General features: G+C 68.2%; 13 protein-coding genes. 3 read left to right on the top strand and 10 right to left on the bottom strand.

Annotated elements, in window-relative coordinates:
* Window positions 1-313: 313 nt before the first annotated feature.
* From ACWDXS_RS23490 to ACWDXS_RS23480, 3 genes are all read right to left on the bottom strand, one after another.
* Window positions 314-2,587, bottom strand: a complete 2,274-nt coding sequence (locus tag ACWDXS_RS23490; RefSeq protein ID WP_449968667.1) for a polyribonucleotide nucleotidyltransferase — start codon at window positions 2,585-2,587, stop codon at window positions 314-316.
* Between the two features lie 374 nt (window positions 2,588-2,961).
* Complete coding sequence (rpsO, locus tag ACWDXS_RS23485) at window positions 2,962-3,231, bottom strand: 30S ribosomal protein S15 (protein ID WP_056811493.1); 270 nt, start codon at window positions 3,229-3,231, stop codon at window positions 2,962-2,964.
* Window positions 3,232-3,358: 127 nt separating this feature from the next.
* Window positions 3,359-4,327, bottom strand: a complete 969-nt coding sequence (locus tag ACWDXS_RS23480; RefSeq protein ID WP_449968664.1) for a bifunctional riboflavin kinase/FAD synthetase — start codon at window positions 4,325-4,327, stop codon at window positions 3,359-3,361.
* 102 nt (window positions 4,328-4,429) lie between these two features.
* On the opposite strand from ACWDXS_RS23480, the gene ACWDXS_RS23475 reads away from it, so the two are divergent.
* Window positions 4,430-5,191: a metal-dependent transcriptional regulator gene (locus ACWDXS_RS23475; RefSeq protein ID WP_378992357.1), complete on the top strand. Its 762-nt coding sequence runs from the start codon at window positions 4,430-4,432 to the stop codon at window positions 5,189-5,191.
* Between the two features lie 7 nt (window positions 5,192-5,198).
* Here ACWDXS_RS23475 and ACWDXS_RS23470 read toward each other — a convergent pair whose 3' ends face one another.
* From ACWDXS_RS23470 to ACWDXS_RS23460, 3 genes are all read right to left on the bottom strand, one after another.
* A complete protein-coding gene (locus tag ACWDXS_RS23470) occupies window positions 5,199-6,029 on the bottom strand; it encodes a hypothetical protein (protein ID WP_378992355.1) in 831 nt (276 codons plus the stop codon).
* A gap of 121 nt (window positions 6,030-6,150) precedes the next feature.
* Window positions 6,151-6,573 (bottom strand): EF-hand domain-containing protein, encoded by a 423-nt coding sequence (locus ACWDXS_RS23465; RefSeq protein ID WP_378992353.1) that lies wholly within the window; start codon window positions 6,571-6,573, stop codon window positions 6,151-6,153.
* 111 nt (window positions 6,574-6,684) lie between these two features.
* A complete protein-coding gene (locus tag ACWDXS_RS23460; protein ID WP_449968659.1) occupies window positions 6,685-7,800 on the bottom strand; it encodes a LuxR C-terminal-related transcriptional regulator in 1,116 nt (371 codons plus the stop codon).
* A gap of 225 nt (window positions 7,801-8,025) precedes the next feature.
* Here ACWDXS_RS23460 and ACWDXS_RS23455 point away from each other — a divergent pair, with 225 nt between their 5' ends.
* Window positions 8,026-9,510, top strand: a complete 1,485-nt coding sequence (locus ACWDXS_RS23455; RefSeq protein WP_449968656.1) for an FAD/NAD(P)-binding protein — start codon at window positions 8,026-8,028, stop codon at window positions 9,508-9,510.
* Between the two features lie 81 nt (window positions 9,511-9,591).
* Here ACWDXS_RS23455 and truB read toward each other — a convergent pair whose 3' ends face one another.
* From truB to ACWDXS_RS23435, 4 genes are all read right to left on the bottom strand, one after another.
* A complete protein-coding gene (truB, locus tag ACWDXS_RS23450) occupies window positions 9,592-10,524 on the bottom strand; it encodes a tRNA pseudouridine(55) synthase TruB (RefSeq protein WP_449968653.1) in 933 nt (310 codons plus the stop codon).
* Window positions 10,524-11,195, bottom strand: a complete 672-nt coding sequence (gene npt, locus ACWDXS_RS23445; protein WP_378992346.1) for a 4'-phosphopantetheinyl transferase Npt — start codon at window positions 11,193-11,195, stop codon at window positions 10,524-10,526. Before npt ends, truB begins: the two co-directional genes overlap by 1 nt.
* 156 nt (window positions 11,196-11,351) lie before the next feature.
* A complete protein-coding gene (locus ACWDXS_RS23440; RefSeq protein ID WP_358062466.1) occupies window positions 11,352-12,308 on the bottom strand; it encodes a metallophosphoesterase family protein in 957 nt (318 codons plus the stop codon).
* Window positions 12,309-12,350: 42 nt separating this feature from the next.
* The gene (locus ACWDXS_RS23435) at window positions 12,351-12,653 is read right to left on the bottom strand and encodes an ArsR/SmtB family transcription factor (RefSeq protein WP_378626527.1); all 303 of its coding nucleotides are present in this window, start codon (window positions 12,651-12,653) and stop codon (window positions 12,351-12,353) included.
* Between the two features lie 89 nt (window positions 12,654-12,742).
* Here ACWDXS_RS23435 and ACWDXS_RS23430 point away from each other — a divergent pair, with 89 nt between their 5' ends.
* Window positions 12,743-13,051, top strand: a complete 309-nt coding sequence (locus tag ACWDXS_RS23430; RefSeq protein ID WP_378992342.1) for a putative quinol monooxygenase — start codon at window positions 12,743-12,745, stop codon at window positions 13,049-13,051.
* Window positions 13,052-13,058: the final 7 nt, after the last annotated feature.

Raw genomic sequence — 13,058 nt, 5'->3', positions numbered from 1 at the left:
GCGTATTCGTTTCAATAATAAACCGGACCAGATTCAGTCAAAATCACGGCGGGGCGACACACTTCCCGGCGCTGAGAAACGGTCCAGCGATCCGACCGCGTACGCCGAGCCGACAGCGGTCGGCACTGCGCTCCGAGTGGGCGGCAGCACGGCTGTCGGCACAGATTCTTACTGTGTCCAGCCACACTAGGCGACGCAACGTTGCATCACCGTTGCATCTTCGTGACCCAGGTCACGAACCTGCCAGAGCCCGGAAACGACAAAACCCCCGCCGTGCAACGGCGGGGGTTTCGGCAGTCAGCAGCAGTAACGCCTACTCGGCCTCGGTGTTCTCCTCGACGGCGGCCGGCTCAGCGGCAGCGGCCTCGTCCTCGACCGGGACGAGCGAGATCTTGCCGCGGTTGTCGATATCGGCGATCTCCACACGCAGCTTGTCGCCGACGTTGACCACGTCTTCGACCTTGGCCACGCGCTTGCCGTTGCCCAGCTTGGAGATGTGCACCAGACCGTCGCGGCCCGGCAGGAGCGACACGAACGCACCGAAGGCGGTGGTCTTGACGACCGTGCCCAGGAAACGCTCGCCGACCTTGGGCAGCTGCGGGTTGGCGATGGCGTTGATCAGGTCGATCGCGGCCTGGGCCGACGGCCCATCGGTCGCACCGACGAAAACAGTGCCGTCATCTTCGATCGAGATGTTGGCGCCGGTTTCCTCGGTGATCTGGTTGATCATCTTGCCCTTGGGCCCGATGACCTCGCCGATCTTGTCGACCGGGATCTTGATGGCCGTCACGCGCGGGGCGTAGGGGCTCATCTCGTCGGGGTCGGTGATGGCCTCGGCCATCACGTCCAGGATGGTGGTGCGGGCGTCGTGCGCCTGGTTCAGCGCACCGGCCAGCACCTGCGAGGGGATGCCGTCGAGCTTGGTGTCGAGCTGCAGGGCGGTGACGAAGTCACGGGTACCGGCAACCTTGAAGTCCATGTCGCCGAAGGCATCCTCGGCGCCGAGGATGTCGGTGAGCGCGACGTAGCGGACCTCGTCCTCACCCTTGTCGTTGGTGATGGTGTCGGAGACCAGGCCCATGGCGATACCCGCGACCGGCGCCTTCAGCGGCACACCGGCGTTGAGCAGCGACAGGGTCGAGGCACAGACCGAACCCATCGAGGTGGAGCCGTTGGAGCTCAGCGCCTCCGAGACCTGACGGATGGCGTAGGGGAACTCCTCCTGCGAGGGCAGCACCGGCATCAGCGCACGCTCGGCGAGCGCGCCGTGGCCGATCTCGCGACGCTTCGGCGAACCGACGCGGCCGGTCTCGCCGGTGGAGAACGGCGGGAAGTTGTAGTGGTGCATGTAGCGCTTGGAGGTCTCCGGGCCGAGCGAATCGACCTGCTGCGCCATCTTCACCATGTCGAGGGTGGTGACGCCCATGATCTGGGTCTCGCCACGCTCGAAGATCGCCGAACCGTGGGCGCGCGGGATCACGTCGACCTCGGCGGAGAGCTGACGGATGTCCGCCAGGCCACGGCCGTCGATGCGGAAACCGTCGGTGAGAATGCGCTGGCGGACCAGCTTCTTGGTGACCGAGCGGAACGCGGCACCCAGTTCCTTCTCGCGGCCGACGAAGTCGTCACCCAGACGGGCGAGCACCTCGGCCTTGATCTCGTCGATGCGGGCCTCGCGGGTCTGCTTGTCGGCGATGCTCAGCGCCTCGTTCAGCTCGACCTTCGAGGTGCCCTCGACAGCCTCGAACACGTCCGGGCCGTACGGCGGGAAGAGCGGGAACTCCTGGGTCGGCTTGGCAGCCAGCGCGGCCAGGTCGGCCTGGGCGCGGACCAGGCGCGCGATGAACGGCTTGGCGGCTTCCAGACCCTCGGCCACCACGGCCTCGGTCGGGGCCTGCGCACCGTCTTCGATCAGCGCGATGACCTTGTCGGTGGCCTCGGCCTCGACCATCATGATGGCGACGTCGCCGGTGTCGGTGACGCGGCCCGCGACGACCATGTCGAACACAGCGCCTTCGAGCTGCTCGACGGTCGGGAACGCGACCCACTGGCCACCGATGAGGGCGACGCGGACGCCACCGATCGGGCCGGAGAAGGGGATGCCCGAGAGCTGAGTCGACGCCGAGGCGGCGTTGATGGCCACCACGTCGTAGAGGTCGGCCGGGTTGAGGCTCAGGACCGTGACGACGACCTGGATCTCGTTGCGCAGACCGTCGATGAAGGTCGGGCGCAGCGGCCGGTCGATCAGGCGGCAGGTCAGGATCGCGTCGGTGGAGGGGCGGCCCTCGCGACGGAAGAACGAGCCGGGGATGCGACCCGCGGCGTACATGCGCTCTTCGACATCGACCGTCAGCGGGAAGAAGTCGAACTGGTCCTTGGGGTACTTACCGGCGGTGGTCGCCGACAGCAGCATGGTCTCGTCGTCCAGGTAGGCGGCGACGGAACCCGCGGCCTGCTTGGCCAGACGGCCGGTCTCGAAGCGGATGGTGCGGGTGCCGAAGCTACCGTTGTCGATCAGCGCGACCGACTCGAAAACTCCGGGCTCGACCTCGACCGCAGTCGAAGGGCGTTCAGTTGTCTGCGTCATATTCTCTTCTCTCGACCTCTCGTCTCGCTGGAGCGCAGCACCATGTAGGCGCGAACCAGCTATTCGTCAGCCGTACCGGACACGGACACGTGGAAACCCTCCTGGCTGCCACGCGCAGCACCCGGCCGGATCCCCTTGGAAGCGGCGACGCGGAGGCGGTCATCGATCGAAGCCCGACGGCGGCGGGAACGCCTGCCGAAAGGCCACTACCGAAGACCGACGCCACGCGGACGGGTACATACGGCTGTCACATGTTGTAGTGCAGCCGGGAACCCGATGGTCCCCGAATACACGAATAGCCAACGAGAAGAAGTGTACTTCTTCCCGTTGGCCAGGTGTCGACCGCCTCGACGAGGAGGCGTGTCCGATTCAGATCAGCGACGCAGACCCAGGCGCTCGATGAGCGAACGGTAGCGGTTGATGTCGTTGGCCTGCAGGTACTTCGACAGGCGGCGACGACGACCGATCAGGGCCAGCAGGCCGTGCCGGGTGTGGTGATCGTGCTTGTGCTGCTTCAGGTGCTCGGTCAGGTCCGAGATCCGCTTCGACAGCAGCGCGATCTGCGCCTCCGGCGAGCCGGTGTCGGTGGGGTGCAGGCCGTATTCGGCGAGAATTGCCGACTTCTGCTCAGTGGTCAGCGCCATGTGGCTCGACTCCTATTTTTCAGTTCCGCGCTCGAAGGTCCGGTTACCCGGGATGGGCGCCACCGCGGACCGCAGCAAACCCGAGGAGCCACTCTACTCGACACGTAACGGCCGGGGTAATTCGGGCTCAGGCGTCGGCGGCGGTGAGGACTTTGCGCGCGGCCTCGACGTCGCGGACCATGGCCTCGACCAGATCGTCGATGGAGTCGAACTTGCGCATTCCGCGTAGTTGTTCGACGAAATCGACACCGACGTGCTGGCCGTAGAGATCGGCCTCGCCGTCGAGCACGAATGCCTCGACAGTCCGTGAGCGACCCGAGAACGTGGGGTTGGTGCCGACCGAGATCGCGGCCATCGCGCGCTCGCCGGGTGCGGCGTCACCGATGGCCGGGCCCGCCCCGAGCACGGTGAACCACCCCGCGTACACCCCGTCGGCCGGGATCGCGGCGTGCATCGGCGGGGCGACGTTGGCGGTCGGGAAACCCAGCCCGCGCCCGCGCCCGTCGCCGTGCACGACGACACCCTCGACGCGATGTGGCCGCCCCAGCGCCTCGGCGGCCGCCGCCATGTCGCCCGCGTCGACACAGGCCCGGATGTAGGTGGAGGAGAAAGTGACAGCGTGTTCGCCCAGCAGGGTCACCCCGTCGACCTCGAAGCCGAACCGCTCGCCGAGTTCGCGCATCGTGTCGACGGTGCCCGCGGCCTTCTTACCGAAGGTGAAATTGTCGCCGACCACGACCTCGGTGACGTGCAGACGTTCGACCAGCAGGTCGTGTACGTATTCGGACGGGGTGAGCTTCATGAAGTCCTGGGTGAACGGCATCACGCAGAACACGTCGATCCCGAGCTCCTCGGCCAGCTCCGCGCGGCGGGTCAGCGTGGTCAGCTGCGCGGGGTGCGAACCGGGTCGCACCACCTCCATCGGGTGCGGATCGAAGGTCATCAGAACCGAGCGCACGCCACGCTTCTCCGCCGCGGCGACCGCGCGGCTGATCAGCTGCGCGTGCCCCCGATGTACCCCGTCGAACACGCCGATCGTGAGAACACAACGCCCCCAGTCCGCGGGCACGTCGTCGAGACTTCGCCATCTCTGCACAGAGCGAAGCCTACGCAAAGCGGTGCCCGAACAGAATTCCGGTGTGCGGCGGATCGCCGGTGCGCGGCGTGCCGGTTCGCCGATGTGTCATTCGGGCCAGGGATGCCTAACATTGGTGATGTGCCAGCTAAACGAGATGTCGCGACCCGCAGCGCGCTGACGCAACCCGCCGAGCAGGCCGAACTCGCCGCCACGATCGCGCCCGAACTGTCGGCGGTGGCACAGGATTATCTGAAGGTCATCTGGACCGCTCAGGAGTGGTCGCAGGAGAAGGTGTCGACCAAGTTACTGGCCGAGCGGATCGGCGTGTCGGCCTCGACGGTGTCGGAGGCGGTGCGCAAGCTCACCGATCAGGGCCTGGTCGAGCACGCCCGCTACGGCGCGATCACCCTGACCGAACACGGCCGTCGCGCCGCGGTCGCGATGGTGCGCCGTCACCGGCTGATCGAGACCTTCCTGGTGAACGAACTCGGCTACGGCTGGGACGAAGTGCACGACGAGGCCGAGGTCCTCGAACACGCCGTCTCCGACCTGCTCATGTCCCGCATCGACGCGAAACTCGGCCACCCCGACCGCGACCCGCACGGCGACCCCATTCCCTCCACCGACGGCGCCGTCCCCACTCCCCCCGCCCGTCAGCTCAGCGACTTCGCCGCGGGCGAATCCGGCCGGGTGGCCCGCATCTCCGACTCCGACCCCGCGATGCTGCGCTATTTCGACTCGGTCGGTATCGCGCTCGACACCACCATCGAAGTCGCCGAACGCCGCGATTTCGCCGGCACCATCGCCGTCCACATCGCCTCGGCCGAAGCCCCCACCGAACTCGGAACTCTTGCCGCCGAAGCGATTTGGCTCACCACATAGTCCTGGATCAGCAGTTGAAGTAGGTACGGAGGCGGTCCGGAACGCCATCGGCGACGGCGCTGGACCAACAGATGTCGTGGGGGAACCGGACATAGGTGGACCAGGTTCCCGACGTGCGGGTGATGACGCGCTGGTTGTCGCCGGGTGTTTCCCAGCGGATGACACCCCACTGCCCGTCGCAGTCGGCGATGGTGGCGACGGGTCCCGGATCGACACCGAGTTCGGTTTCGATGGTGGATTCGGCGCAGGCCGGGGCGGGTTCGGGTGGGGTGTCCTGGAAGCGCAGCTGACCGGTGGCCGTGCCGCCGGGGGTGACCAGGAACAGCGAGTGCATACCCTCGGGGACCGGGTTCGTCCCGGCGGGCGCGGTCATCCCGAAGCGGTAGCAACCGATTTCGGTGGCGAAGGCCGCCCGGCCCTGCTCGTCGGTGACACCGTCGCGGCGCAGCGTTTCCACCGTCTCGCCGACGGGGATGTCGTTGCTCGCCGGATCACACGGCTGCTGCAGCGACAGGTACACCGGCACACCAGGAACGGGGATCCCGGACAGTGTCACGGTGCGCAGCACCACGGTGCCGGTCGCGAGTTCGGGCGGTCTCGCGGTCTTCGCCGGGGCAGTGGAGGCACCCACGGAATTCGAGGAGCCCGCGCCAGGGCGACCGGCGGGCGTGACTGCGGGAGCGGGGCTGGGCGTGGCGACCGAGATCGGCGCAGTGCGAGTGGTGGTCGGACGCGCCGAGCTCGATCCCGGTGCCTGCGGATCGACGCCGCCACAGCCCGCGAGCACCATCGTCACCCCGGCGACGGCACCGATCCAGATCTTCCTGATCGCAGCCATGGTCTACCCCTCCGACGCGAAAGCTATACATCCTCGCTATCGCCCGTTCCGAGCAGGGTGTTATCCGCCGTCCAGTACCCCTGACTACCGGTGCGGCCGCCGACCGGGGAAGGCGGCACCTTCAGCGCGACAGGAAATCCAGCAGCACCCGGAATTCGGGCAGCGAGAGGTAGCCGTCGCCGTCTTGATCGGCGGCCGCGAGCAGGTCGGCGGCCGGTTCGTCGATGCGCCCCGCACCCACGTGGCGGATCAACGATTCCAGCTCGGCCACCGAGATCCGGCCGTCACCGTTGGTGTCGAAGACCCGGAACGCCGCATCGGCGTCGGTGACCTCGATCCGCCCCGCGACGACGGCGGCGTCGAATTCGGCACGGGAGACGAGAAAATCGCCGTTGGTATCCGCGGCGGCGACCATCCGCTCGACGGCCTCCCGGTCGACTTCGATTCCCGCCGAACGAATTCCGTCGGCGATATCGTCCACCGACACCAGTCCGTCACCGTCGCGATCCCACAGTGTGAACGTGTCGACCGACTCTGCACTCATCTCACGATCCCTCTTCCACCCCGGCCACCGGCCGGTTTACGCCACTCTACGGATTCGCCGGAGTGGGTGCGGCGCACAGGGAGTCGGCCCAGCGGTCCGCGAGATCGCCGCTCAGCCGGCGCGTCCGTCGAGGACCCGCAGTGTGACCGATTCGGCCGCCGGTTGCCGGTATTCGGTGAACAGGGCCGCGACGAGCTCGCCACGGCTGGTGACACCCGTCTTGTCGAAGACGGACTTCACGTGGTCGCGCACGGTGTGGGCGGAGACGAGCAGCTGCCGGGCGATGGCGGCGGTGGACAGTCCCGCCGCGATGAGTTCGGTGACCTCCAGTTCGCGGCGGGTCAGTTCATAGGCGGCGACGACGAGCGCCGCGACGTCCGAGGGCGTCGCGTGTTCGATCACCAGCGCCGTCGTAGTCGGTTCGCCGTTCGCGTCACGCAGACACGAGGCGTGGCAGACGAGCCACTGCCCGGTCAGGGTGCGAATGCGGATGCGAGCGCTGTCTCCGGTGAGCCGCGCACGCCCCGCGGTGCTGAGAATCCAGACCGGCAAGGGCAATTCGAGTCCGGCGCCGGTCGTGGTGGACGGGCCAGGCGGCATCAGCGCGAGCAGCTCGCGGGCCTCGTCGTTCACCGAGAGCAGCGCGCCGTCTGCGCCGAACAGCAGCAGGCCGGGTGCGTGGACGCCGCTCGAACCCGTGGTCGCAGGTCGGGCGAAGCCGCGCAGGCGCCGCGCCATCGGGGCCGACAACGCGTGCAGCACCGCCACATCGGCGGCGGCGAAGGCCTGTCTGCCGCGTTCCCGGAACAAGCTCACCTGCCCCCAACCCTGACCGTCCACGCGCAGCACGGCCCGCAGTTCGTCACCGAATCCGCGGGGCCGCATGAAGCTTCGATACAGCGGGCTCAGTGTCGGCCGGTCGCCCGTCACCGCGCGCAAACCGGCCACCGGCACGTGCGCCACGGCCAGATCGCGGAACAGGTTGACGTGCTCGGCGAAAAGCTCTGACTCCCAGTAGGTCCCGCAGCCACCTTCGTGCAGGTTCTCCACCCGCACGGGCGCGGTCGTCAGGCCGTTGACCGGATCGGTGGCCACCCACACCGCGGCGTCGAACCCCACAGACCGGCGCAACCGGGTGGAAGTCCGCTCGAACAGCTCGTGCGCATCCGGCGCCGCGTCGATCCCGCGGAGCAAGGCGGTCATGGCAGGCGAAGCCGGGGCGGTCATGTGCCCATTGTCGTCGCGGTCAGTGCTCGGGACCATCCCGCGATCGAGGGGGTGCCCGTCGATCGCGCACCGCCGCGGCCCCGCGTCACCCGGTGAGCCGTATCCCGCACATGCGGGATTTCGCGGCGGCACCGGCGCGAGCACGCTGATCGGAGAGCGGGCACGACGTCGTGCTCGCCATCGAATGCGAGTGCGCGGCAACGCCCTCCGACGACAGGAGTCGACATGCGAATCGGGATCATCGGTGCGGGAGTGGCCGCGGTCGGGTTGCTCGACGCGCTCGCGGGTGCCGACGGGGCACCGGGCACGATCACCGTGTTCGAGGGGTCCGCGGCGCTGTGGCGTGGGCGAGCCTATCAGCGCGATGTGCCCGCGGTGCGCGTGAACGCCCCGCCCGCGTTGATGTCCGCGCGGGCGAGCGATCGTGGGCATTTCCAGGACTGGCTCGCCCGGCGACCGGACGCGGTGCGCTTCCTCGACCCCGGGTTGGGACAGCCGATCGTGCCGCGCGCGATGTACGGCGAGTACCTGGAACAGTCGGCGCGGGCGTCGATCGACCGGTTGCGCCACGACGGATGGCGGGTCGATGTGGTGAACGACCGGGTCACCGGCGTCGCGCAGCAACAGCCGGTGGTACTGCGCACCGAGGGCGGTGTCAGGTATCCGGTGGATCGCGTGGTGCTCTGCGTCGGCAGTGGCCGTCCCCGCGACCAGTACGGACTGACCGGGGCCCCCGGCTATGTCGACGAGCCGTATCCGCTGGCGCGCACGCTCACCGAGGTGGATCCCGAGGCTCGGGTCGCCGTGGTCGGTAGCGGCCTGACCGCCGTCGACATCACGGCCGCGTTGACCGAGAACGGTCATCGAGGTCCGATCACCCTGCTGTCACGCAGCGGGATCCTGCCGTTCGTCCAGCAACGTCCACGACCACTGGCACCGCGCCACCTCACCCCGGCCGCCGCACTGGACCTCGCGGCGGGCGGGGCGGTCGAGTTCACCGCGGTGGTCGCGCTCCTGCGTACCGAATTGGCCGGCCTGGGTGAGGATTTCGACGAGTTCGCCGCCGAGATCCGCGCCACCGGCGCCGAGGACCCGGTGCTTCGCCTGCGCCGCCAGCTCGCCGATGTCGACTCCACCCTGCTGGGTCGACGCCTGCTCACGATGGCGATCCGCACGATGGGCCCGATCCTGTGGCCTGCCCTGACCGACGCCGACCGGATGAGGTTGCGGACCGATCACTACCGCACGATCAGCAGCCTCAGCTCGCCGATGGTCCCGCACAACGCGGAAATCCTGCTGCGCCTGCTGGATTCGGGTCAGGTGCGGTTGCGCACCGGACTCACCGCGATCGCGGCGGACGACACCGGGTTCACCCCGACCGGCGAATCCACCCGGACAGCCGACATCGTGATCAACGCCGTCAACCCACCCGCCTACGTCACCCCGCAGGACACCGAGACGCTGATGACACACCTGCTCGACAGCGGCACAGCGCAAGTCGCGCCCACCGGTGGTCTCCGCGCCGAACCACGCACCCGTGCGCTGCGTGCCGGCACCTGGCACGTCCTCGGCAACCTGGCGGCGGATTCGATGTTCATCGCCACCAACCCACCCGGCCTCGCCGCGGAAGCGGCACAGCTGGCCGAGCACCTGACGAAGGAATCCGGGCTACCGGAATTCCGGCGCGAGACACTGCCCGTGAGCAGCTGACCCCCGCCCGGCGGGGCGGTTTCGGGCTCGGGCGCCCGCCTCACCCGGCCACGAGGCGGGCATCGAACGACAACGAGCTCGTCAGTCGCCGATTCCCCTCGGACGCACCACCATCACCGAGCCCGCGCGTTTGCCGCTCTCCTCCAGGAGTGCGATGGCCCGGCCCCGTGGGTCGATCGCGGCGTAGACGCCCTTGATGCCGACGGGCTCGAGCCAGCGGCCGGTCCGCAGGTCGGTGGCCTGCGATTCGTCGATGTCACGGAGTGGGAAGGCGGTGCGGACGGCGGCGTCGATATCGAGGCTGAGCAGGGGCTGCCCGGCTTCGACCGCGGTCGCGAGTTGTTCGAGGGTACGGGCGTGTTCGAGCGTGAAGGGACCGACCCTGGTGCGGCGCAAGGCGCTCAGGTGTCCGCCCACACCGAGGGCCGCGCCGAGGTCGCGGGCCAGGGCGCGAATGTAGGTACCGGAGGTGCATTCGACCGCGACGTCGAGATCCACGAATTCACCGTCGGCGACATCGCGACGGGCCAGGATGTCGAAGCGCGACACCGTGACCGGCCGGGCGGCCAGTTGTACCTCCTCGCCGGCGCGCACGCGCGCGTAGGCCCGTTCGCCGTCGACCTTGATGGCGCTCACCGTGGCGGGGACCTGCTCGATGTCACCGGTCAGGGCCGCGACGCCGACCGCGATCTCGTCGTCGGTGACGTGCAGCGCGGGTGTGGTCGCGGTGACCTCACCCTCGGCGTCGTCGGTGTTCGTGGCCTGACCGAGGCGGATCGTCGCGGTGTAGGCCTTGGTGGTGAGCAGCAGCTGGCCGAGGAGTTTCGTGGCCCGCTCCACCCCGAGCACCAGCACCCCGGTGGCCATCGGGTCGAGGGTGCCCGCGTGGCCGACCTTCTTGGTCTGCAACAGCTTTCGGCTGCGCGCCACCACGTCGTGGCTGGTGAGGCCGCTGTCCTTGTCGACGATCACGAGACCGCCCAGCTCGCCCACCCGCGACACTCGCGCGGCCATCAGCCGTGTGCGATCGCGGTCAGGATCAGCCCGTCGGCGATCAACCAGAGGCCGTCGAACTCGGTCAGCGCGGCGCCGCCGTCGTTCGTCAGGCCGGGCACGAGCAGCTTCGTATGAAAAGTGCCCGAGCCCGCATTGTCTGTGCGGGAGTCGATCTCGAAGGTGATGTGCGCGTCCTCGAAACCGAGCCACCGCAGCGTGAGCGGGAACCAGGCTTTGTAGGTGGCCTCCTTGGCACAGAACAGCAGCCGATCCAGATGCAGGCCCTCGCCGGGCGTATCCGACAGCCACTCGCGTTCGGCGGGCAGACTGACCGAATCGAGCACTCCCTCGGGCAGGGTGTCGTGCGGTTCGGCGTCGATACCGACCGAGCGGAAACGCAGCGAGTGCGCCATCGCGGCGGCACGGTAGCCGTCGCAATGGGTGAGGCTGCCGACGATGCCGCGCGGGAACAGCGGCATGCCGCGTTCGCCCTTGCCGATCGCGACAGGCTGCTCACCGAGCTGTTCGAGGGCGAGGCGAGCACAGTGCCGGGCGCCGATGAAATCGCGGCGCCGCTTCTCCACGGACTTGGCGATCAGGTGCTCCTCGGCGGGATGCGCCGTGAGATCCTCCGGGAAAACCAGCAACTCCGCCGAAGCCACACTCCTCGGCAAAATCCTCTCCAGCACTGGCTTGTCCGCCTCTCCGCGTCGTGTGGCCAGACCTCGGCGCTGGTTGGGTCAGCGCTGGCGTCTGGCGGTACCGGGTGGGCGGGTTTGCTCGTGCCCGGTGAGTTGCCGATGCTCTTACGAAAACAGGCGTGGGGTTTTCGTGCAAATTCGCTGTCAGATGCCTCGCCTGCGCTCGGCCTTCTCGCGCATCTCGGCGGCCGCGGCTTCCATCTCCGGGGTGACCTTGAAGTGGCCGCCCCAGGAGTTCAGATCGCCTTCGGCGTAGACCGGGTCGGGAAGGATCTGGCGGAGCAGCGGTTCGGGCATGCCTCGGCGTTTCCATTCGCGGGGATAGCCGAGAGAGACCTCTTCGAAGCGGACGCCGTCGTAATAGGTGGTGCGCGGGATGTGGAGGTGTCCGTAGACCGAGCAGACCACGTTGTAGCTGGTGTGCCAGTCGGCGGTCAGGTCGGTGCCGCACCACAGCGAGAACTCCGGGTAGAACAGGATGTCGGTGGGCTGGCGGACCAGGGGGAAGTGGTTGATCATCACCAACGGAGTGTCGGTGGGCAGCGCGTCGAGGCGGCGCTGGGTGTACTGGACACGGGCGTGGCACCAGGCGTCGCGGGTGAGGTACGGGTCGGGAGTCAGCAGGAACTCGTCGGTCGCCACCACATTGCGTTCGCGCGCCAGCGCCAGACCCTCCGCCTTGGTCTTCGTGCCCGCCGGTCGCCACGAGTAGTCGTAGAGCAGGAACATCGGCGCCAGGGTGACCCGGCCGCCGTACTTCTCGGCACCCGGACCCGTCCACACCGGGAACGGGTCCTCGGGGGTGACGACATCGAGGTCACGGCACATCGCGACGAGATAGTCGTAGCGGGCGGCGCCGTGCATCTGCACCGGATCCTTCGGCGTGGTCCACAGCTCGTGGTTGCCCGGTACCCAGATCACCTTGGCGAAGCGGCCGCGCAGCAACTCCAGCGCCCACCGCACCTCCTCGGCCTTCTCCCCCACGTCACCGGCGACGATCAGCCAGTCCTCGGGCGAATCGGGAACGATCTGCTCCACCACAGGCTTGTTGCCCTGATGCCCCACGTGCACATCGCTGACCGCCATCAACTTCGGAATCACCTGTCCACAGTGGCACACCCCGGGCACGCGGCACCGGCGGGTTCACCCCTGCGCGTCGGCGGCCTCGGCCACCAGCAGATCGAGCAGCCCGGGAAACCGCGCGTCGAGGTCGGCCCGCCGCAGGACGACGGTGCTGCGATTGCCGTAATTCACCTGCCGGACCAGCCCCGCCTCGCGCAGCACCCGGAAGTGGTGGGTGCGGGTCGCCTTCGTCACCGGTAGGTCGAACGACGAGCAGCTGCGGTCGCCATCGGCGGGATCCAGCGCGAGCAGGGTGATCACGCGACGCCGCAGCGGATCGGCCAGCGCGCCGAGTACCGCTCCCAGCTCGAGTTCCTGGTCCACCCACCACCTCCACATAGGTACGGCTTGCGTCATACCTAGCTGCCGCCTAGCGTCCTTAGGTACGTAGAACATCGTACCTAAGGAGCATCATGTCGAGCACCTACGCGCTGGTGGGGTTCGCCCACCCGAAACCCGAACGCCGCGACGATCTGCGTGAGCTGCTGCTCTCGTTCGTCGAACCGACCCGCGCCGAAGAAGGCTGCCTCGAATACCACTTCCACGTCGACAGCGACGACCCCTCGGTCTTCGTCTTCTACGAGGTATGGCGCAGCAAAGCCGACCTCGACCGCCACCTCGCCCTGCCGCACATGCAGGACTTCTGGAATTCGCGCCTGGACTATCTGACCCGCGACCTGGACATCCGCTGGATCGACATGCTCAGCCCCTATCCCCGCTGAGCCGTCC

It is taken from the genome of Nocardia sp. NPDC003183, assembly GCF_053590715.1.
This window is presented reverse-complemented; position numbering and strand designations above follow the sequence as displayed.